This window comes from Streptomyces sp. NPDC045899, from assembly GCF_056431485.1.
The window spans coordinates 29063-48156 of the sequence record NZ_JBWKKP010000028.1 but is presented as its reverse complement, the minus strand read 5'-3'; the positions used below and the strand labels follow the sequence as shown (position 1 = coordinate 48156).

The following is a 19094-nucleotide window of genomic DNA, read 5'->3' as shown; positions in this document are numbered from 1 at the left end:
GCTGAGCGCATGAAGAGCCCTTTGCTGTCGCTGCCCGGCGCCGTCCCCGGCGAGGGCCCCGACGAAGGCGTCGCCGCCCACTACGGCGACCTGTTCCGCGAGCAGCGCACGCTCGCCGACGGATCCGGTTTCGTGGACCTCTCGCACCGCGGGGTGGTCACGGTCACCGGCTCCGACCGGCTGAGCTGGCTGCACCTGCTGCTCACCCAGCACGTCCAGGAACTCCCGGCGGGCCAGGCCACCGAAGCCCTGATCCTCTCCGCGCACGGCCATATCGAGCACGCGCTCTATCTCGTCGACGACGGTGAGACCACCTGGGCCCATGTGGAGCCCGGGAGCCAGGGCGATCTGATCACCTACCTGGAGAGCATGAAGTTCTTCTACCGGGTCGAGATCGCCGACCGCACCGCCGCGTACGCGGTGGTCCACCTCCCGGCCGGGAGCATCACCGAGGCCCCCGAGGACACCGTGGTCCGGGAGACCGCCCACGGCCGTGATCTGTTCCTGCCGCGGGAGCGGCTGGAGTCCTTCGCGGCGGCCGCCGGTCCGCCGGCCGGCGCGCTGGCCTACGAGGCGCTGCGCGTGGAGGCGCGGCGGCCGCGGCTGGGGCTGGAGACCGATCACCGCACCATCCCGCACGAGCTGGGCTGGATCGGCACCGCGGTGCACCTGCAGAAGGGCTGCTACCGCGGCCAGGAGACGGTGGCCCGGGTGCACAACCTCGGCAAACCGCCGCGGCGGCTGGTCTTCCTCCACCTCGACGGCAGCGAGGTCAAGCTGCCCGGCCACGGTGCGCCGATACGTCTGGCCGCCGACGGCGAGGAGGGGCGTCAGCTGGGCTTCGTCACCACCTCGGCCCGCCACCACGAACTGGGGCCGATCGCGCTGGCGCTGGTGAAGCGGAACGTTCCGGTGGATGCGGAGCTGCTGGCGGATACGACGGCGGCGGCGCAGGAAGTGGTGGTCGAACCGTAGCCGTTCCGCGGGGCGCGGTGGGGCTGACGCGGTAGGGATCGTTCTCTGTCCGCGGGTGCGTCGTGGTTGCTCGCGCAGTTCCCCGCGCCCCTGACGGGGCGCGGGTGCGCGTCAGAGGACGTCGCTTGCGGTGTCCGCCAGCCGGCTGCGGGCGGCACGGGCCGCGGGCAGGGCCGCCGCGGCCATCGCTCCGGCCACCGCTCCGGCGCCGATCAGCAGCAGCACCCCCAGCGGCGGCGCCTCCGCGATGCCCGCGCCCATCCCGCTGCTGCGGCCCTGGAGGTCGATCATCCAACCGGAGGCGAACGTCCCGATCACCGTCCCGGCCACCGCCGCGGCCAGTGCGGTGAAGCCGGTCCCGGCCACGATCACCGCCGCGATCTGGCGCGGGGTCAGCCCGATCGCCCGGAGCGCGAGCAGATCGCGGCGGCGGTCGCGCACCGCGGCGCCGATCGTCGTCGACAGCTCGGCCAGACCTATGAGGCCGAGCACCGCGATCAGGCCGAGGCTCACTCCGCGCACGGCGGAGAGCCGGTCGGCCGGGTTGGGGATTTCCCGCACCTCCAGACGGCCGTGCGAGGTGTCCGCCAGGGAGGCGCTGACCGCCTCGGGGCTGGCCCCGGGGCGCAGCGCCAGGTGGTAGAAGTCCGGCTCCAGCTTCGGATCGCGTTCGCGGAGGGTGTCGACCGAGGTGGAGATCACCCGGCCGCCCTGTTCGGGCTCTATGCTCCGCCCGACGATATGGAGCACCTGGGGGCTTCCGCCGACCGTCATCCGGACCCAGTCGCCGACCCTGACGTCGAGCAGGTCCAGCAGTCCCTGTCCGGCCACCGCCTCGTCCTCGCCGTGGGCGGGACGGCCCTCGGCGACGGAGAACGGGTAGGGGCGGCGGTCGGTGCCCAGCCCCTGGAGGGTGATCGTGCCGGTCTGGCCGGGGACCAGTGCCTCGGTCTCGGTACCCGGGTAGACGGCGGTGACCTCGGGGTCCTTGCTGAGGAGGGCACGGATCCGGGCGTCGGACAGCCCTTCGCCCCGGGCGGTGAGCGGGGCGGCAAGACCGATCTTCTCGGGATGGCTCTCGAACCGGTCCAAGGTGGTCCAGGTGCCCACGGCGACCGTGATCAGCAGCAGCGGCAGCGCGAGCCGTCCGACGGACGCGAGCGCGCGCACCGGACGCTGGAACGCGCCGCGCCAGCCGAGCACCAATGCGGGCGGCAGCCGCATACCCAGGGCCCGGCGGGTGGTGCCGGACATCCGGCGGCCGGGGTCGATGGCGGCGCGGGCGACCGGCACCGGCGGCACCCGGCCCGCGCGCCAGGCGGCCAGGCAGGTGGCCGCGGCGATGAAGACGACGGCGCCGCCCATGACGGCGAACGGAGCCCAGCGGTGCTCCGGGAGCGCCTGCCACAGCGCCACCGCCTCGCCGATGCGGCCGGGCAGATGCGGCCCCAGCACCTCGGCGAGGACCGCGCCGCAGACCACACCGAGCAACGCCAGCCCCAGGTGCTGGACGAGGAACATCCGGACCACCTGGCCGGGGGCGAAGCCGATCGCCTTGAGCACCGAGATGTCCCGCAGATGACCGCGGACCCGGGTGGTGATCGCACCGCCCACCGCCAGCGCGGCGGCCAGCAGCGCGCCCAGTCCGAAGAGGCCGAGCAGCTGGCCCACCAGCCGGTCGTCGCCCACCGCCTCGGCACGGGCCCGCTGCCACAGCGAGACCCCGGTGACCTCCTCGGCGCCGAGTTCGGTGACCACCCGCTGCACCGCGAAATCGGTGTCCGTCGGATCCTGCAACCGCAGTCCGATGGCCTGGCCGAGGTGGTCCGGCCGAGTCTCGACGGAGCTGAGGGCGGCGGGCAGCACCCAGCCCACGCCGGGGGTCTCACCGGGGTCGTAGCGCGGTTCGGCGGACTCCGCGACCCCCGCGACCCGCAGCGTACGGGCCTTGCCGCCGGGGGCACGGACGGTGAGCGCGTCACCGGGCTCGGCCCACAGGGCGCGGGCGACCGAGCTCTCCAGCACGATGCCGTTCCGTGCGTCCGAGGAGAGCCAGCGGCCGCCGGTGATCAGCGGACGGGCGGTGTCCGGCTCCTCGGGCCCGGCGGCGCGCAGCTCCAGCGAGGCGCGGGCACCGCCGTGTTCGAGGGTGGCGCGGGCGGTACGGAAGGGCCCGGACGCGGCCTCGACCCCGTCGAGACCGGCCAGTGAACCGGCGTCGGCGGTGGCCCGGGTGTGGATCCACACATGGGCGCCGGAGGACTGGGTGAACACCCGCTGCCAGGGGTTGGCGGCATAGGCGAAGAAGGCGCTCGCCAGCAGCAGCGAGACGATGATCCCGGCGGTGGCGAGCACGGTGAACAGGGCCGCGCCGCGGTGTGCCCGCAGATCGGCGTGTGCCCAGCGCAGGGTGGCCCGCACCCCGGTCAGCCCTTCAGCTCGAGGACGTCGGCCACCCCGCCGCCGCGGCGTCCGCCGCCGCCCTGGAGCGCCACGTCGTCGACGACCTGGCCGTCGAAGAAGCTGATCACGCGGTCCGCGGCACTGGCCATCCGGGCGTCATGGGTGACCAGCACGATCGTCTGGCCGCGCTGGTGGAAGCGGGACAGCAGCCGCAGCACCTCGCGGGTGCCCTTGCTGTCGAGGCTGCCCGCGGGCTCGTCGGCGAGCAGCACGCTCGGGGTGTTGACCAGGGCCCGGGCCAGGGCGACCCGCTGCTGCTCACCGCCGGACAGCTCGGCGGGCATGCTCTGCTCCTTGCCCGCCAGGCCCAGCTCGGCGAGCAGCTCCTCCCGGCCCGCCCTGGCCTGCCGCGGGGTGGACCCGGCCAGCAGCGCGGGCAGCTCCACGTTGTCGGCGACGGTGAGGTTGGAGACCAGGTTGAAGAACTGGAAGACGATGCCGATCTTCTTGCGGCGCAGCACCGCCCAGCGGGCCTCGCTGTAGGAGTCGACCTGCTTCCCGTCCAGCCAGAGCGAGCCGCCGTCGGGGCGGTCGAGGCCGCCGAGCAGGTGGAGCAGGGTGGACTTGCCCGCTCCGGAGGGTCCGGTGACCGCGACGAACTCACCGCGCTCGACATGGAGGTCGACCCCGCGGACCGCCTCGACGGGCGCGGCGCCCTCGGTGCGGTAGGTCTTGACCAGGCCCTCGGCCCGCACGATCGAGTCCGCGGACGGCCCGGCCGCGCGCGGGGACTCCTCGCGGCTCGACTGCTCGCGGCTCATCTCTGCTCCTCCTCCAGGTCCTCCTGGCAGCGCTCCAGCCAGTCGAGGTCGGCCTGGAGGTGCAGCATGGCTCCTTCTATGAGCAGCTGGGGGATCCTGTTCTCCCGCTCCTCGGCCGCGGCCAGTCTGGACAGGTCGCGCATGGCATTCAGATAGTGCCGGCGCTGCTTGTTGATCAGGCCGATCTGGTCGACGTCCCCGGTCTGGGGGGCGAGGGCGAGCTTCATGAAGAACTCGTCCCGTACCCGCGGCTCATCCGTCGGCTCCTCGAACCATAGGGCCAACGCTTCGCGTCCGGCGTCGGTGAGCCGGTAGATGCGCTTGTTGGGCCGGGTCGACTGGGCAACATCCTCGCCCTCGATCAGACCGGACTTCTGGAGCCGGTTGAGAGTGACGTAGATTTGTCCGATGTTGGGCTGAGGGTACGCCGAGCCCAGGAGCTTCTCAAGGGCCTGCTTGAGCTCATAGCCGTGGGCCGGTCCGCGCGAGAGTAGCGCCAGCAGAGGGAGCCGCACCCCTGCCCTCCTCAGCCGTGCCGTACATGTCCGTTAGGGACCATTTCCGACTGTGTGCCGGATCGCCCTTGTATCTTCCTGCAACGTCTAGTATCCCGCATGCCTAACAGGTATACAGGTGGCCGGATACCGGTCTCCGGATCCGACCGGTTACGCGCGCGTAAGGAGGGACCGATGCGGTGGACACACGCCGCCGGCAGAACCCTCCTCGTCACCGCCCTGCTGGTGGCCGGACAGGCGGGCGCGCGGGGCCCCGGCGGAGCGCCGACCGCCGCCGACGGGGGCGGTCGCGGACCGATCACCCTGGTCACCGGCGGTGATCTCACCAGCTATCTGCGCGGTGTGCTGGACGGCTGGAACCGCAAGCACCCGGCGGAGAAGGTCACGCTGATCGAGCTGCCGGACGCCGCCGACGAGGTCCGTGCCCAGATGGTCAGCGGGCTGCGCTCCGGGAGCGACCGCTTCGATGTACTCAACATCGACGTGGCGTGGACCTCGGAGTTCGCCGCGGCGGGCTGGATCTCCCCGCTGAACGCCGACCGCTTCCCGCTGGACCGCTTCCTGCCCCCGGTGGTGGACACCGCCACCTTCGGCGGGCGGCTGCGCGCGGTGCCGTACGTGACCAACGCGGCACTGCTCTACTACCGCAAGGACGTGCTCGCCCAGGAGCACGAGAAGCCGCCCCGGACCTGGGCCGAGCTCGAACGCCTGGCCAAGACCGCCGCCCCGGCCCACGGGCTGGACGGCTACGCGGGCCAGTTCCTGCCGTACGAGGGGCTGACCACCAATGTCACCGAGGCGGTGCAGTCGGCGGGCGGCACGATCCTCGGCGACGAGGGAGCCAAGGTCACCGTGGACTCCGCGGCCACCAGACGGGCGCTGGACTTCCTGACCGGCGGGGTGCGGGACGGCTGGATACCCGAGGAGGCCCTCCGGTACAAGGAGGAGGAGTCGCGGCGGGCGTTCCAGAACGGCCGGCTGCTGTTCCTGCGCAACTGGCCCTATGTGTACTCGCTGGCCAACGCCCCGTCCTCGCCCGTCGCCGGGAAGGTCGGCGCGGTCCCGCTGCCGGGCCCGGACGGCCCCGGCTCCGGCGTCCTGGGCGGCTCCAACCTCGCCGTCAACGCGCAATCCCGGCACCAGAAGTCGGCCACCGATCTGATCGCCTATCTGACCAGCGAGGCGGTCCAGCGCCGGGTCCTCACCGAGGGGGCGCTGCCGCCGGTGTGGGCCGATCTCTACAGCGATCCCGCGCTGGTGCGGAAGTACCCGTACCTGCCGACGCTCCGCAAGGGTGTGCTCGCGGCCAAACCGCGCCCCAAGAGCCCCCGCTACGACCAGGTGAGCCTGACCGTGCAGGCCGTGGTGCACGACGCGCTGGCGCAGCGGCAGTCCACCGAGCGGACGGTCACCCGGCTGCGGCGCGAGCTCGGCGACGTCGTCCGCACGGACTGACCTTCCGGACCCTTCTGCCCGTCGGCGGGACCCTTATCTACCTACCTGTTAAGTAGCTCAGGCACGCTCTGGCGATGGATAAAACAACGCAAACCTGGACACTACTTCGCTACTTCTGTGATTTTCGTTGACACCCGTTCGCAACGCTTACTTAACATGCATGCATAACAGCCGACGATGGCGTGCGGCGCACGCCCGCTGAGAACGGGTAAACGGCACGATGCTCACAGCCACGGCCGCGAACGGCCCCTCACCGTCCCCTGCGGACCTCGCGCAGCGGCACTGGTGGCGCGACGCGGTGATCTACCAGGTCTACATCCGCAGCTTCCTGGACAGCACCGGTGACGGCATAGGCGATCTGGCGGGAGTCCGCGCCGGACTGCCCTACCTCAAGAAACTGGGCGTGGACGGGATCTGGCTGAGCCCGTTCTATCCCTCGCCCCAGCACGACCACGGCTATGACGTCGCCGACTACCGCGAGGTGGACCCGGTCTACGGCGACCTCGCCGAGTTCGACAGCGTCGTGGCCGACGCCCACCGGCTGGGCATGAAGATCCTGGTCGACATCGTCCCCAACCACTGCTCCAGCGAGCACCCCTGGTTCCGGGCCGCGCTGGCGGGCGCCCCCGGCGGCCCGGAGCGGGAGTACTTCCACTTCGCCGACGGCCGCGGGGAGAACGGCGAACTGCCGCCCAACAACTGGCGCGCGATGTTCGGCGGCCCCGCCTGGTCCCGGGTCCGGGAGGCCGACGGCAGCGAGGGCCAGTGGTACCTCCACCTGTTCACCCCCGAGCAGCCCGACCTCAACTGGCGCAACCCGGCGGTCGGCGAGTACTTCCTCGACGTCCTGCGGTTCTGGCTGGACCGCGGTGTCGACGGCTTCCGCATCGATGTGGCCGCGGGCCTCTTCCGTCACCCCGAGCTCCCCGACTCCCCCGACCCGGAGGCCGATGAGCGCACCCGCGACTCGGTCAACCCGCTCGCCTGGAACCAGCCCGAGGTGCACCAGGTGTGGCGGGACTGGCGCGCACTGTGCGACGAGTACGCGGAAGCCGACGGCACCGACCGGCTGCTGGTCGGCGAGGTGTCGGTGCCCACCGCCCGGGAGCACGCCGCCTACGTCCGCCCCGACGAGCTGCACCAGGCGTTCTTCTTCCACCTGCTCAGCGCCCGCTGGGACGTGGACGCCTTCCGGAACACCATCACCGAGGCGCTGCGCGACATCGCCGGGACCGGCTCCACCGTCACCTGGGTGCTCAACAACCACGACCAGGTCAGGACCGTGACCCGGTACGCCTCCGGTCCGGCCGGTGAGGGCGACATCAGCACCGACCACGGCCCCGCGCGGGCCCGCGCCGCCGCCCTGCTGATGCTGGCGCTGCCCGGTGCCGCCTACGTCTACCAGGGTGAGGAACTGGGCCTGCCCGAGGTGCTGGACCTGCCCGACGAGGTGCTCACCGACCCGATCTTCCGCCGCACCGGCAGCCGTCGGCACGTCCGGGACGGCTGCCGGGTGCCGCTGCCCTGGTCCGGGCTGGCCTCCCCGTTCGGCTTCACCCCCGCCGAGGGCGGCGCCCGGCCGTGGCTGCCGCAGCCCGAGTGGTTCGCCGAGCACGCCACCGACCGGGCGCTGGCCGACACCCGTTCCTTCTGGCACCTCTACCGCGACGGCCTGCACCTGCGCCGCAGCCTCCCCCAGCTCGGCGAGGGCGGACTGCGCTGGCTGGAGACCCCGCCCGAGGTGCTCGCCTTCGTCCGGGGCGACGGCCTGGTGTGCGCCGTGAACTTCGGCACCGAACCGGCTCCCGCCCCGGTCTCCGGACCTCCCCTGCTGGCCAGCGGCGACTGCCCGGCCGGCATCCTCCCCGGTTCCACCGCCGCCTGGTGGATCAGCGACATCGACCCCCGATGACCTCCCGCGAAAGGACTTTCCCGATGAGACGCATAATGACCGCGACCGCCACCGTCCTCGGCCTGGCGCTGACCGCGACCGCCTGTGGTGGCGGCGACGACGACTCCGCCAAGGGCGAGCAGAAGCTCAAGGGCCAGACCGTGAACGTGGCGGGGGTCTGGACCGGTGTGGAGATGAAGAACTTCAAGAAGGTGCTGGACGCCTTCTCGGAGAAGACCGGCGCCAAGACCAACTTCGTGCCCACCGGTGACAACGTCTCCACCGTCATCGGCAGCAAGATCGAGGGCGGTAAGGCCCCCGACGTGGTGATGGTGCCGCAGGTCGGCGTGCTCAAGCAGTTCGCCAAGAAGGGCTGGCTCACCCCGCTGTCGAAGAAGGTCGGCGAGAAGGCCGGGGCCACCTTCGCCACCGTGTGGAAGAAGTACGGCACCGTCGACAACACGTACTACGGCCTGTACTTCAAGGCGACCCACAAGTCCACGGTCTGGTACACCCCCCAGTCGTTCGAGCAGGCCGGGGTGCAGCCGCCGAAGAGCTACGACGAGATGCTCAAGACGGCCAAGACCGTCTCCGACTCCGGGACGCCCGCCTTCTCCGTCGGCGGCGAGGACGGCTGGACCCTCACCGACTGGTTCGAGAACATCTACCTCTCGCAGGCCGGTCCGGAGATGTACGACAAGCTGGCCTCCCACAGCATCCCGTGGACCGACCCCAGCGTGGTCAAGGCACTGACCACCCTGGGCAAGCTGTTCGGCGACAAGAACCTGGTCGCCGGGGGCAGCGCCGAGGCGCTGCGCACCGACTTCCCCGAGTCGGTGGAGAACGTCTTCGGCAGCGAGCCCAAGGCGGGCATGGTCTACGAGGGCGACTTCGTGGGCGGTCTGATCTCCGGCCAGTTCCACAAGAAGCTCGGCGAGGAAGCCCGGTTCTTCCCCTTCCCCGCGGTGGACGGCAAGAAGGCCCCGGTGGTCAGCGGCGGTGACGCGGCCGTGGTGCTCAAGGCGGGCAAGAACCAGAAGGCCGCCATGGCGTTCCTGGAGTACCTGGCGAGCCCCGAGGCCGCCGCGGTGTGGGCCGAGGCGGGCGGATTCGTCTCCCCCAACACCAACCTCAAGCCCACCGCGTACAAGGACGAGACCACCCGCGCGATCGCCGAGTCGCTGGTCGACGCCGGGGACAGCGTCCGGTTCGACATGTCGGACCAGGCCCCGGCCGCCTTCGGCGGGACCGTGGGCACCGGTGAGTGGAAGATCCTCCAGGACTTCCTGAAGAGCCCGTCGGACGCGAAGGGCACCGCGCGCAAGCTCGAGGCCGCCGCGGCCAAGGCGTACAAGGACTGAGTGCCCGTCATGTCTGCCACTGTCCGCAAGGTGCTGCCCGCGAACGCGGGCAGCACCCCGTCCGGGCCCACGCCCCGGAGCCGCGCGGCCCGCCGCAGGAAGCTGATCTCGCTGGGCTTCCTGCTGCCCGCGCTGCTCCTGCTGGGCTCCCTGGTCGCCTATCCCATCCTGTTCTCGGTCGGGCGCAGCTTCTTCGACGCCTCGGGCGACACCTTCGTCGGTGCCGACAACTACACCGAGATGTTCCAGGACCCGGCGACGACGAAGGCGATCCGCAACAGCGCGATCTGGGTCATCGTGGCCCCGGTCCTGCTCACCGGGCTCGGTCTGATCCTCGCGGTGCTCTCCGAGAAGATCCGCTGGGCGACCGCCTTCAAGCTGCTGATGTTCATGCCGATGGCGATCTCCTTCCTCGCCGCGGGCATCATCTTCCGCGTCGCCTACGAGGCGGACCCCGACCGCGGTGTGCTCAACGCGATGACCGTCGGCGTCCACGACGCCTTCTCCGGGGACACCGAGGGCTATCCGACGGCCCACCCCCAGAACCCGCGGACGATCCCGGCGCAGAAGGACGGTTCGTACCGCACGGCGAAGGCCGTCTCCCCCGGTGACACGGCCAACCTCGGTCTGGTCGGCGTACCGCCCAAGGACATTCCCAAGGCGGCCAAGCCCGCCGCCGCGGCGTCCTCGGCCCCCGCGGCCAAGGGCGAACTGCGCGGTGTGGTCTTCATCGACTTCACCCTCGGCGGCGGTGGCAAGCCGGGCCGCGTCGACCCCACCGAACGCGGACTGCCGGGGCTCGCCGTGGAGGCGGTGAAGGGCGGCGAGGTCGTCGCCACCGCCACCACCGGGAACGACGGTACGTACCGCTTCGAGGACCTGCCGTCCGGCGACTACCACCTGCAGCTGCCCCAGAAGGACTTCGCCGAGGCGTACCAGGGGATCTCCTGGCTGGGCCCCTCGCTGATCACCCCAGCGATCATCGGCGCCTATCTGTGGATCTGGACCGGCTTCTCGATGGTGCTCATCGGCGCGGGGCTCGCCTCGCTGCCGCGTGACGCCCTGGAGGCGGCCCGGATGGACGGCGCCAATGAGTGGCAGATCTTCCGGAAGATCACCGTCCCGCTGCTCAGCCCGGTGCTGGGCGTGGTCTTCGTAACCACGGTGATCAATGTGATGAAGGTCTTCGACCTCGTCTACATCATCGCGCCGGGGCCGGTGCAGCAGGACGCGAGCGTACTGGCCACACGGATGTGGCTGGTCTCCTTCGGCGGCGGCAACAACCAGGGTCTCGGCAGCGCGCTCGGCGTTCTGCTGCTGCTGCTGGTGGTCCCCGCCATGGCCCTCAACATCCGTCGCTTCCGCAGGAGCCAGTCATGACCCTCTCCGACACCGCCGGGCGGGAACCCGGCGCGTCCGCGGCCGCCCCGGCCACGGCGACGCCCGCGAAGACGTCCCCCGCTCCCCACCGGGCCGGGCGGGGGCCGGCCGCCTGGCTGGCCAAGAAGCTCAGCAACGGACTCATCCAGGCGTTCCTGCTGCTGATCGGGCTGATCTGGCTCACCCCGGCGGCCGGGCTCTTCATGTCCTCGCTGCGTTCGGAGGAGGACAACTCCACCTCCGGCTGGTGGAAGGCGTTCACCAGCCCCGGTTCGCTCTCCTTCGACAACTACCAGGAACTGCTGAAGCAGTCCGACATGGTCCAGGCGTTCTGGAACACGGTGGCGATCTCCGTCCCCGCCACCGTGCTGGTCGTGGTGATCGCCGCGCTGGCCGGATACGCCTTCGCCTGGCTGGACTTCCCCGGCCGGGACTGGGTCTTCCTGGTGGTCGTGGCGATGCTGGTGGTGCCGGTGCAGATCGGACTGCTGCCGGTGTCCAAGCTGTTCGGCTCACTCGGGCTGTTCGGCACGATCCCCGGTGTGGTGCTCTTCCACGTCGCCTACGGACTGCCGTTCGCCATCTTCCTGCTCCGCAACTACTTCGCGGAGATTCCCCGGGAGATGCTGGAGGCGGCCCGGATGGACGGCGGCACCGAGTGGCGGATCTTCACCCGGCTGGTGCTGCCGCTGGGCCGCCCGGCCATCGCCAGTCTGACCATCTTCCAGTTCCTGTGGGTCTGGAACGACATGCTGGTCTCGCTGATCTTCGCCGACAACGAGTCGCAGCCGCTGACCGTGGCGCTGCAGACCCAGACCCGGCAGTTCGGCAGCAACATCGGGGTGCTGGCGCCGGGCGCCTTCCTCTCCCTGATCGTGCCGCTGGTGGTGTTCTTCGCCTTCCAGAAGCACTTCGTCCAGGGCGTCATGGCGGGGTCGGTGAAGTAGCTCAGACCTCGACGATCACCGTGAACGGGCCGTCGTTCGTGAGCGTGACCTTCATGTCCGCTCCGAACCGGCCCGTTTCCACCGTCGCGCCCAGCTCCCGCAGCCGCGCCACGACCTCGTCCACCAGCGGTTCGGCCACCTCACCCGGCGCCGCCGCGTTCCAGGTGGGGCGGCGGCCCTTGCGGGCGTCGCCGTAGAGCGTGAACTGGCTGATCACCAGCAGCGGGGCGGCCAGGTCCGAGCAGGACTTCTCGTCCTCCAGGATCCGCACCGACCACAGTTTGCGGGCCAGCTGGGCCGCCTTCTCGGGGGTGTCGTCATGGGTCACCCCCACCAGGACGCACAGCCCCGGACCGACGACCTCCCCGACCGTCTCGCCGTCCACGACGACGCTCGCCCCGTTCACTCTCTGTACCACAGCACGCATGGGGACCATCATGCCGTGCGTCCATCCGGGGCCGAACGGGTGGAGAGCCGCTGCACAGGGTGCACCCACGGTGGCACGATGCGTGCAGGCGGTGCAGGTGGGCAGGAACTGCGGGAACGACGCACCGCTGGAGGGGACGGACAGAAATGATCACACCGGGCACCGAGCAGCACACGGCCACCGAGGGCCTGCTGCCGCCACGGCCGCCGAGCCAGCGCGGCGGCCGCCTGGCCGACTCCGTGGCGCTGACCACGAACGCCGCCGCCAACGCCGCCGACACCGGGGCCGCGGGACAGAGCCTGTCCGGGCTGCGGCTGCCCGAGCTGCGGACGCTGCGCCGCACCGCGCAGCTCGAGGAGGCGGATCTCAGCTATGTGCGCAGGCTGTTGCAGGGACGGATCGACATCCTCCGCGCCGAACTGGATCGCCGCAGAGATCCGGCACCCACGGTGGTGCCGGATGCCCCGCCCGCGGCCCTGGTGGAGCTGCTGCCGAAGATCCTCGCGGATGTCCCGTCCCGGCACCGCTCCTCAGCCCGCCATGTGACGCTCGGAACCCCGCGGAGCGCGGAGTACGAGCGGCTGGCCGAGGAGATGCTCGCCGAGGTCGGCCTGTCCGATCCGGGGGCCCGGACCGATGAGGAACTGCACGGCGCGATGGGCCGCCTGGTCGGGTACGAGCAGCAGGTCTCCCGGCGCCGGCAGGAGCTCCAGCGCACCGCCGACGGCTGCAGTGCGGAGATCGCCCGCCGGTACCGCGAGGGAGAAGCACAGGTGGACGACCTGCTCGGCTAGGCACGGGTCCCGGGCGGCGACGGGGGCGGGAAAATCCGCGTGCGCCCGGGAAAGACGCGCGCCTAGCGTGCCCCCATGGCCATCGAGATCCGCACCCCGCTCGCCGACACCGATCTGACCTCCTGGAGCCGTGGGCTCAACACCGGCTTCCTCCGGCCGCCGGAGGTGTCGGAGGAGGAGGTGGACTTGCGCCGGTCACAGGTGGATCTGGACCGGGTGCAGGGGGTGTACGACGGGGGCCGCTGTGTCGCCACCTTCCGCAGCTTCGCGCAGCGGCTGACGGCGGTCGGCGGCACCGAGGTACCGGCCGGCGCGATCAGCAATGTGACCGTCTCCCCCACCCATCGCCGCCGCGGTCTGCTCAGCCGGATGATGGACCGCGACCTGCGGGCGGCCAAGGACCGCGGCGAGGCGGTGGCCAGCCTGATCGCCGCCGAGTACCCGATCTACGGACGCTACGGCTTCGGCACGGCCACCTGGGTCAGCGCATGGCGGGTGGATGTGGCGCGGGCAGGTCTGGACCCGCGGTACGCCGGGCCCGCGGACGGCGGCCGGGTCGACTTCGCCGACGGTGACGAGGTGCGGGAGCTCGGCCCCGCGCTGCACGAGCGGCTGCGCGCCGGGGCGCACGGTGTGATCGACCGGTCCGCGTTCTGGTGGCGGCTCAACACCGGCCTCCATCCCTCCCCGGGCCACCCCTGGAAGGAACCGTTCTACGCGGTGTACCGGTCCGCCGAGGGCACCGTGGAGGGATTGCTCGTCTACTCCGCCGATGACCGCTGGGAGGGCAAGTGGCCGCAGAACACCGCGACCGTCCGCGATCTGATCGCGGTCACCCCGGCCGCCGAACGCGCCCTGTGGCACTTCCTGTTGTCCATCGACTGGATCACCTACGTCGACACCGGGCTGCGCGCCCCGGACGACCTGCTGCCGCTGCTGCTCGGCGATCCGCGCGCCGCGCGGGTCACCACCCACGCCGACTTCCTGTGGCTGCGCCCGCTGGACGTACCCCGGCTGCTGACCTCCCGCGGCTACCCGGCCGAGGGCTCGCTCGTCCTCGAGCTGCACGACCGGGCCGGGCTCGCGGGCGGACGCTTCGCGCTGGAGGCGGGACCGGACGGCGCCACCTGTGTGCCGACCACCCGCACCGCCGATCTGACCATGGACATCGCCGAGTTGGGCACCCTGTGGCTGGGTGATGAGTCGGCGGTACGGCTGGCTGCGCTGGGCCGGGTGGCCGAGGAGCGCGCGGGCGCGATGGCGCTGGCGGAGCGGCTGCTGCGGACGGGCCGCCGCCCCTGGTGCCCCGACATCTTCTGAGGCACCCCCGGGAGCAGGGTCGACTCCTGTGGGATCAGGTTGACTTGAGGTACCGGTGCGGACCCGAGCCGTGCTCGGCCAACTGGTCGTAGGGGTTGGCCAGCGCGCATGTGTCGATCGACAGACAGCCACAGCCGATGCAGTCGGTGAGGTGGTCGCGCAGGTTCTCCAACTGCTCGATGCGCTCGGAGAGATCCGCGCGCCAGCACTCCGAGATCCGGGCCCAGTCCTCCTTGCTGAGCACATGGTCCTCGGGGAAGAGCGCGAGCACCTCCCGGATCCGGGCCAGCGGGATGCCGACCCGCTGCGAGGAGCGGACGAAGGCGACGCGGCGCAGTGTGTCACGGGTGTAGCGGCGCTGGTTGCCGCTGGTACGGCGGCTGTGGATCAGCCCCTCGCGCTCGTAGAAGCGCAGCGCCGAGGCCGGGACCCCGCTGCGCCGGGAGAGATCGCCGACCGTGAGCTCATGAGTCTTCCAGGTCAGTTGCGTCATACCGCCGAGAGTAGCTTGACTTCAACTTAAGTTTAAGTCCGAGGCTCTTCCCATGACCTCACAGACCGCGGTCTCCACCGCTTCCAGCAGCACCACCGGCACCGCTCCGCTCCGCCTCGCCGTCGTCGTGGGCAGCACCCGCCAAGGACGCTTCGGGCCGAAGGTCGCGCGGTGGTTCACCGAGCGCGCCGCGCTCCGGGACGACATGAACGTCGAGGTGATCGACCTGGCCGACACCCCGCTGCCCTTCGACCTCACCCACACCCCCGGTCCCGAGGAGAGCCGGGCCCTCGATGCGGTGAGCCCGCGGCTGGACGCGGCCGACGCGTTTGCCGTGATCACCCCCGAGTACAACCACAGCTACCCGGCCGCCCTGAAGAACGCGATCGACTGGCACTACAGCCAGTGGCGGGCCAAGCCGGTCGGCTTCGTCTCCTACGGCGGGATCTCCGGCGGGCTGCGTGCGGTCGAACATCTCCGGCCGGTCTTCGCCGAGGTCCACGCGGTCACCGTGCGCGACTCGGTCAGCTTCCACAACGCCTGGGACCTGTTCGGCCCCGAGGGGCGGCTGACGGACTCCGCCGCCGCGGACAAGGCGGCCACCACCATGCTCGACCAGCTCCACTGGTGGGGCCGCGCCCTGCGCACCGCCCGCGAGACCAGCCCCTACGGCAGCTGATCCCGCGCAGCGGCCCGGCCGGTGGGACGCCCCGCGCGCCCCACCGGCCGCGCCCTCATGCCGTACGGCGCCGGAAGAGCACCCCGGACAGGGCGACCGCCACCGCCAGGATGGAGCCGCTCCAGACCAGGGCCTGCCAGGCGCTGTCCCCGGCCGGCCGGTCCAGCAGCAGCGCCCGGAGGGTCTCGATCAGCGGGGTGACGGGCTGGTGCCGCGCGAAGCCGTGCAGCCAGCCGGGCATGGTGTCGATGGGGACGAACGCGCTGCTGGGATAGGGCAGGAACATCATCAGGAAGGTGAATCCACCCGCCGCCTCCGGCGATCTGGCGATCAGCCCGAAACAGGCCGACAGCCAGGAGATGGCGAGGATGAACAGCAGCAGGATCCCCGCCACCGCCAGCCACTCCAGCGGACCCGCGGCCGGCCGGAAGCCGATCAGGAAGGCGACCCCGAAGACGATGGCGGTCGCGACGGCGTTGCGCAGCACGCTCGCGGCCACATGGCCCGCCACGATCGCGGTGCCGCCGATGTCCAGCGAGCGGAAGCGGTCGATGATGCCGCCCGTCATGTCGTGGGTGACGGTGACCGCGGTGTTGGCCGAGCCGAAGCCCGCGCACAGCAGCATCACCCCGGGGACCACATAGGTGACGTACTCCGTACCGGTGTCGATGGCCCCGCCGAAGAAGTAGACGAAGACCAGCATCAGCATCACGGGCAGCAGCATCGCGGTGAGCACCGCGTCGAGATTGCGCCTGCTCAGCCGGATGGCCCGGCCGGTGAGGACGATCGCGTCAGACACGGGTGGACTCCTTGTCTCCGGCGGGGCCGGGGGTGGTGTCATGGGCGGCGCCGTGCCCGGTCAGGGCCAGGAAGACGTCGTCGAGGGTGGCGCCGCGCACGGTGAAGCGGTCCACCGCGCGGCGTCCGGGGTCGATCTCGTCGAGCAGTCCGCGGACATGGGCGGCGCTGCCGTCGGTGGCGACGCCGAGGGTGAGCCGGTCGGCGTCGCTCCACACCAGCCGGGCGCCCAGGAGGCGCGCGGTCTCGGCGAACGCGTCGGCACCGTCGAGCACCAGGTCCAGCCGCTGTCCGGCGACCCGTTCCTTGAGCTGGGCGGAGGTCCCCTCTGCCACCACCCGGCCGCCGTCCACCACGGCGATCCGGTCGGCGAGTTGATCGGCCTCCTCCAGGTACTGGGTGGTGAGGAAGACCGTCACCCCCTCCCCCACCAGCCCTTTGACCACCTCCCACATGGCCTGGCGGCTGCGCGGGTCCAGCCCGGTCGTGGGCTCGTCCAGGAAGATGACCTCGGGGCGGCCGACCAGACCGGCCGCGAGATCGAGACGGCGGCGCATCCCTCCGGAGTAGGTGCCGACGGCACGGCGTCCGGCGTCGGCGAGGTCGAACCGCTCCAGCAGCTCCTGGGCGCGGCGGCGGGCGTCGGCCCGGCCGAGCCGGGTCAGCCGCCCCATCATCCACAGGTTCTCCGCACCGGTCTGGGCCTCGTCGACCGCCGCGTACTGGCCGGTGAGGCTGATGGCGCGGCGCACCCGGCGGCGTTCGGCGACCACATCGAAGCCCGCGACCCGGGCACGCCCGGCGTCGGGGGTGGTGAGGGTGGCCAGGATGCGCACGGTCGTGGTCTTGCCCGCCCCGTTCGGGCCGAGCAGGGCGAAGACGCTGCCGCGCGCGACGCTCAGATCGACACCCCCGAGGACGCGCACCGCCCCGTAGGACTTCTCCAGGCCCCGCGCCTCGATGGCCGGTTCATCGGTCATGGCTCCCCCGCTCCTTCTTCTGCGTATGCCATACACACTACTGCGTAGGGTATACACAGTTCTTAGGATGGCAGTCAACCGCGAGGAAGACCGGCGGACGAGACGGACGGAGGTCCTCAAGGCCATGGCCACGGAGGCGAACGGCGGCACCGGCCTGCCGACCAGCATCGAGGCCGCCTGGGGGCTGCGGGAGCGCCCCGCCAAGGGGCCCCGCCCCGGGCTGACCCTGCCCCGGATCGTCGACGCCGCCGTGAAACTGGCCGCGGCGGACGGCCTCGGCGCGGTCTCCATGAGCCGGGTCGCGGCGGAGCTCGGCGTCTCCACCATGTCGCTGTACCGCTATGTCTCGGCCAAGGACGAACTGCTGCTGCTGATGGAGGACGCGGCCTACGGCCCCGCGCCGTCCGGCCCCGGCGCCGACGAGCACTGGCGGACCGGGATGAACGGCTGGGCCTGGGCGCTGCGCGCGGCACTGATCCGCAACCCGTGGGCGGTACGGATCCCGATCAGCACTCCGCCCTGTACCCCCAACTCGGTGGCCTGGATGGAGCACGGGCTCGCCTGTCTGCGCGACACCGGGCTCGGCGAGGGCGCGAAGATCTCGATCCTCATGCTGGTCAGCGGGTTCGTCCGCAATGAGGTACGGCTCGCGGCCGATCTCCAGGACGCCGCCCGGCGCTCCGGCAACAGCCCCGAGCAGTCGATGGCGGCATGGGCCCGGCTGCTGGAGAGACTGACCGACGCCGAGCGCTACCCCGCGGTGACCGCGGCGCTGCGGGCCGGGGAGCTGTACACCCCGGGCGGTCCGGACGATGAGTTCATCTTCGGCCTGGACCGCATCCTCGACGGGGTGGAGGCCCTGGTCACCCCGCGCGGCTGAGCCCGGCGGCGGCATATGCGACCGTCGGCCATGGCCAGATTCTTGCACTTGCTGTCCATCTGGCCACTCGTTGCCGCCGTGCCGGTTTCCCACCATGGACGGCATGAACGTGCTGTGGATATTCGCCCATCCCGAACCGCGCTCGCTCAGCGGCGCCCTGCGTGACGAGGGACTGCGCACCCTGCGGGAATTCGGCCATGACACCCGGCAGTCCGACCTCTACGCGATGCGCTGGAACCCCGTCGTCGACGTCGGCGACTTCCGCCATGACGGCGAGCGGCGGCTCATCGTCGGAGCCACCTCCCGACGCGCCTACGCCGAGGGCACGCTGAGCGACGACATCCGCGCCGAGCAGGAGAAGCTGGCCTGGTCCGACGCGCTGGTGATCCAGTTTCCGCTGTGGTGGTACGGCATGCCCGCGATCCTCAAGGGCTGGTTCGACCGCGTCTTCGTCAAGGGGTTCGCCTACGGGGTGACCGGGCCCGACGGCCGCACCCTGCGCTACGGCGACGGCGCGCTGTCCGGGAAGCGGGCCATGGTGGTGCTGACCGCCGGGGCGCCCGAGGAGTCCATGGGCCCGCGCGGTATCAACGGCGATGTCGACCAGCTGCTCTTCCCGCTCCAGCACGGCACCCTCTGGTACAGCGGGATGTCCGTTCTGCCGCCCCATGTCGTCTACGGCGCGGACCGGTTGGCCCCGGAGGCGTACCGGGAGAGCGCCCGAGACCTGCGGGAGCGGCTGCGCACACTGCCCACCGCCGAGCCGCTGCCGTTCCGCCGCCAGAACGGCGGGGACTACGACGAGCGGCTGGTGCTGCGGTCCGATCTGCTGCCGGGCCGCTCCGGACTCGCCGTGCACTACGCACGGGGTTGAGACACAGGGTCGAGCATCAAATCCGATCGCTCCTGACTCCCTCCATAGGCTAATGTCCCGACATCGATCGGAAATGATCAGATGGTCATAACAAGGGGTGG

18 protein-coding genes are annotated in these 19094 nt (G+C 71.3%); 11 read left to right on the top strand and 7 right to left on the bottom strand.

All coding sequences use genetic code 11. The features are described 5' to 3' along the window. The first annotated feature begins 9 nt into the window (after positions 1-9). Complete coding sequence (ygfZ, locus tag AC07FT_RS30920; protein ID WP_479179278.1) at positions 10-975, top strand: CAF17-like 4Fe-4S cluster assembly/insertion protein YgfZ; 966 nt, start codon at positions 10-12, stop codon at positions 973-975. A gap of 111 nt (positions 976-1086) precedes the next feature. Here ygfZ and AC07FT_RS30915 read toward each other — a convergent pair whose 3' ends face one another. The 3 genes from AC07FT_RS30915 to AC07FT_RS30905 are packed head-to-tail and all read right to left on the bottom strand — an operon-like array spanning position 1087 to position 4714. Further along, the gene (locus AC07FT_RS30915; protein ID WP_479179277.1) at positions 1087-3396 is read right to left on the bottom strand and encodes an ABC transporter permease; all 2310 of its coding nucleotides are present in this window, start codon (positions 3394-3396) and stop codon (positions 1087-1089) included. A gap of 5 nt (positions 3397-3401) precedes the next feature. Then, positions 3402-4199 (bottom strand): ABC transporter ATP-binding protein, encoded by a 798-nt coding sequence (locus AC07FT_RS30910; RefSeq protein WP_254750610.1) that lies wholly within the window; start codon positions 4197-4199, stop codon positions 3402-3404. Then, positions 4196-4714, bottom strand: a complete 519-nt coding sequence (locus AC07FT_RS30905) for a PadR family transcriptional regulator (RefSeq protein ID WP_479179275.1) — start codon at positions 4712-4714, stop codon at positions 4196-4198. Before AC07FT_RS30905 ends, AC07FT_RS30910 begins: the two co-directional genes overlap by 4 nt. Positions 4715-4888: 174 nt before the next feature. Here AC07FT_RS30905 and AC07FT_RS30900 point away from each other — a divergent pair, with 174 nt between their 5' ends. The 5 genes from AC07FT_RS30900 (at position 4889) to AC07FT_RS30880 (ending at position 11748) form a co-directional block, all read left to right on the top strand. Further along, positions 4889-6169: an ABC transporter substrate-binding protein gene (locus tag AC07FT_RS30900; RefSeq protein ID WP_479179273.1), complete on the top strand. Its 1281-nt coding sequence runs from the start codon at positions 4889-4891 to the stop codon at positions 6167-6169. Between the two features lie 220 nt (positions 6170-6389). Beyond that, the gene (locus AC07FT_RS30895; RefSeq protein WP_479179271.1) at positions 6390-8081 is read left to right on the top strand and encodes a glycoside hydrolase family 13 protein; all 1692 of its coding nucleotides are present in this window, start codon (positions 6390-6392) and stop codon (positions 8079-8081) included. Positions 8082-8104: 23 nt separating this feature from the next. Continuing rightward, on the top strand, positions 8105-9421 hold the full coding sequence (locus tag AC07FT_RS30890; protein WP_479179269.1) for an ABC transporter substrate-binding protein: 1317 nt from the start codon (positions 8105-8107) through the stop codon (positions 9419-9421). A 9-nt stretch (positions 9422-9430) separates the two neighbouring features. After that, complete coding sequence (locus AC07FT_RS30885) at positions 9431-10801, top strand: ABC transporter permease subunit (protein WP_479179268.1); 1371 nt, start codon at positions 9431-9433, stop codon at positions 10799-10801. Next, positions 10798-11748 (top strand): carbohydrate ABC transporter permease, encoded by a 951-nt coding sequence (locus AC07FT_RS30880; protein WP_479179267.1) that lies wholly within the window; start codon positions 10798-10800, stop codon positions 11746-11748. Before AC07FT_RS30885 ends, AC07FT_RS30880 begins: the two co-directional genes overlap by 4 nt. Before the next feature lies 1 nt (position 11749). Here the strand turns inward: AC07FT_RS30880 and dtd are convergent, their stop codons facing one another. Next, positions 11750-12175, bottom strand: coding sequence for a D-aminoacyl-tRNA deacylase (dtd, locus tag AC07FT_RS30875; protein WP_254750624.1), 426 nt, complete (start codon positions 12173-12175; stop codon positions 11750-11752). Positions 12176-12321: 146 nt separating this feature from the next. Between dtd and AC07FT_RS30870 the strand changes: the two genes are divergently transcribed. Together AC07FT_RS30870 and AC07FT_RS30865 are read left to right on the top strand one after the other, a co-directional pair. Further along, on the top strand, positions 12322-12969 hold the full coding sequence (locus AC07FT_RS30870) for an RsiG family protein (protein WP_479179266.1): 648 nt from the start codon (positions 12322-12324) through the stop codon (positions 12967-12969). 75 nt (positions 12970-13044) lie between these two features. Next, positions 13045-14289 carry a GNAT family N-acetyltransferase gene (locus AC07FT_RS30865; protein WP_479179265.1) on the top strand — a complete coding sequence of 415 codons (1245 nt, stop codon included), beginning with the start codon at positions 13045-13047 and terminating at the stop codon, positions 14287-14289. A gap of 34 nt (positions 14290-14323) precedes the next feature. On the opposite strand, the gene soxR is transcribed toward AC07FT_RS30865, so the two are convergent. Then, positions 14324-14782: a redox-sensitive transcriptional activator SoxR gene (gene soxR, locus AC07FT_RS30860; RefSeq protein ID WP_479179263.1), complete on the bottom strand. Its 459-nt coding sequence runs from the start codon at positions 14780-14782 to the stop codon at positions 14324-14326. A 52-nt stretch (positions 14783-14834) separates the two neighbouring features. Between soxR and AC07FT_RS30855 the strand changes: the two genes are divergently transcribed. Beyond that, positions 14835-15461 carry an NADPH-dependent FMN reductase gene (locus AC07FT_RS30855; protein ID WP_479179261.1) on the top strand — a complete coding sequence of 209 codons (627 nt, stop codon included), beginning with the start codon at positions 14835-14837 and terminating at the stop codon, positions 15459-15461. Between the two features lie 55 nt (positions 15462-15516). On the opposite strand, the gene AC07FT_RS30850 is transcribed toward AC07FT_RS30855, so the two are convergent. Further along, positions 15517-16302 (bottom strand): ABC transporter permease, encoded by a 786-nt coding sequence (locus AC07FT_RS30850; RefSeq protein ID WP_479179259.1) that lies wholly within the window; start codon positions 16300-16302, stop codon positions 15517-15519. After that, the gene (locus AC07FT_RS30845; RefSeq protein WP_479179257.1) at positions 16253-17239 is read right to left on the bottom strand and encodes an ATP-binding cassette domain-containing protein; all 987 of its coding nucleotides are present in this window, start codon (positions 17237-17239) and stop codon (positions 16253-16255) included. The genes AC07FT_RS30850 and AC07FT_RS30845 overlap by 50 nt, the downstream gene beginning before the upstream one ends. Positions 17240-17306: 67 nt before the next feature. On the opposite strand from AC07FT_RS30845, the gene AC07FT_RS30840 reads away from it, so the two are divergent. Continuing rightward, positions 17307-18119, top strand: coding sequence for a TetR/AcrR family transcriptional regulator (locus AC07FT_RS30840; protein ID WP_479179256.1), 813 nt, complete (start codon positions 17307-17309; stop codon positions 18117-18119). 103 nt (positions 18120-18222) lie between these two features. Then, entirely contained in the window at positions 18223-18993 is a 771-nt protein-coding gene (locus tag AC07FT_RS30835) for an NAD(P)H-dependent oxidoreductase (protein WP_479179255.1), read from the top strand. The last annotated feature ends 101 nt before the right edge of the window (positions 18994-19094 follow it).

Excerpts from the sequence above, each read along its gene's own strand:
- ygfZ (WP_479179278.1), top strand. The coding sequence starts at position 10 with ATGAAGAGCCCTTTGCTGTCGCTGCCCGGCGCCGTCCCCGGCGAGGGC.
- AC07FT_RS30910 (WP_254750610.1), bottom strand. The coding sequence starts at position 4,199 with ATGAGCCGCGAGCAGTCGAGCCGCGAGGAGTCCCCGCGCGCGGCCGGG.
- AC07FT_RS30900 (WP_479179273.1), top strand. The coding sequence starts at position 4,889 with ATGCGGTGGACACACGCCGCCGGCAGAACCCTCCTCGTCACCGCCCTG.
- AC07FT_RS30895 (WP_479179271.1), top strand. The coding sequence starts at position 6,390 with ATGCTCACAGCCACGGCCGCGAACGGCCCCTCACCGTCCCCTGCGGAC.
- AC07FT_RS30890 (WP_479179269.1), top strand. The coding sequence starts at position 8,105 with ATGAGACGCATAATGACCGCGACCGCCACCGTCCTCGGCCTGGCGCTG.
- AC07FT_RS30885 (WP_479179268.1), top strand. The coding sequence starts at position 9,431 with ATGTCTGCCACTGTCCGCAAGGTGCTGCCCGCGAACGCGGGCAGCACC.
- AC07FT_RS30880 (WP_479179267.1), top strand. The coding sequence starts at position 10,798 with ATGACCCTCTCCGACACCGCCGGGCGGGAACCCGGCGCGTCCGCGGCC.
- dtd (WP_254750624.1), bottom strand. The coding sequence starts at position 12,175 with ATGCGTGCTGTGGTACAGAGAGTGAACGGGGCGAGCGTCGTCGTGGAC.
- AC07FT_RS30870 (WP_479179266.1), top strand. The coding sequence starts at position 12,322 with ATGATCACACCGGGCACCGAGCAGCACACGGCCACCGAGGGCCTGCTG.
- AC07FT_RS30865 (WP_479179265.1), top strand. The coding sequence starts at position 13,045 with ATGGCCATCGAGATCCGCACCCCGCTCGCCGACACCGATCTGACCTCC.
- soxR (WP_479179263.1), bottom strand. The coding sequence starts at position 14,782 with ATGACGCAACTGACCTGGAAGACTCATGAGCTCACGGTCGGCGATCTC.
- AC07FT_RS30855 (WP_479179261.1), top strand. The coding sequence starts at position 14,835 with ATGACCTCACAGACCGCGGTCTCCACCGCTTCCAGCAGCACCACCGGC.
- AC07FT_RS30850 (WP_479179259.1), bottom strand. The coding sequence starts at position 16,302 with ATGACACCACCCCCGGCCCCGCCGGAGACAAGGAGTCCACCCGTGTCT.
- AC07FT_RS30845 (WP_479179257.1), bottom strand. The coding sequence starts at position 17,239 with ATGACCGATGAACCGGCCATCGAGGCGCGGGGCCTGGAGAAGTCCTAC.
- AC07FT_RS30840 (WP_479179256.1), top strand. The coding sequence starts at position 17,307 with ATGGCAGTCAACCGCGAGGAAGACCGGCGGACGAGACGGACGGAGGTC.
- AC07FT_RS30835 (WP_479179255.1), top strand. The coding sequence starts at position 18,223 with ATGAACGTGCTGTGGATATTCGCCCATCCCGAACCGCGCTCGCTCAGC.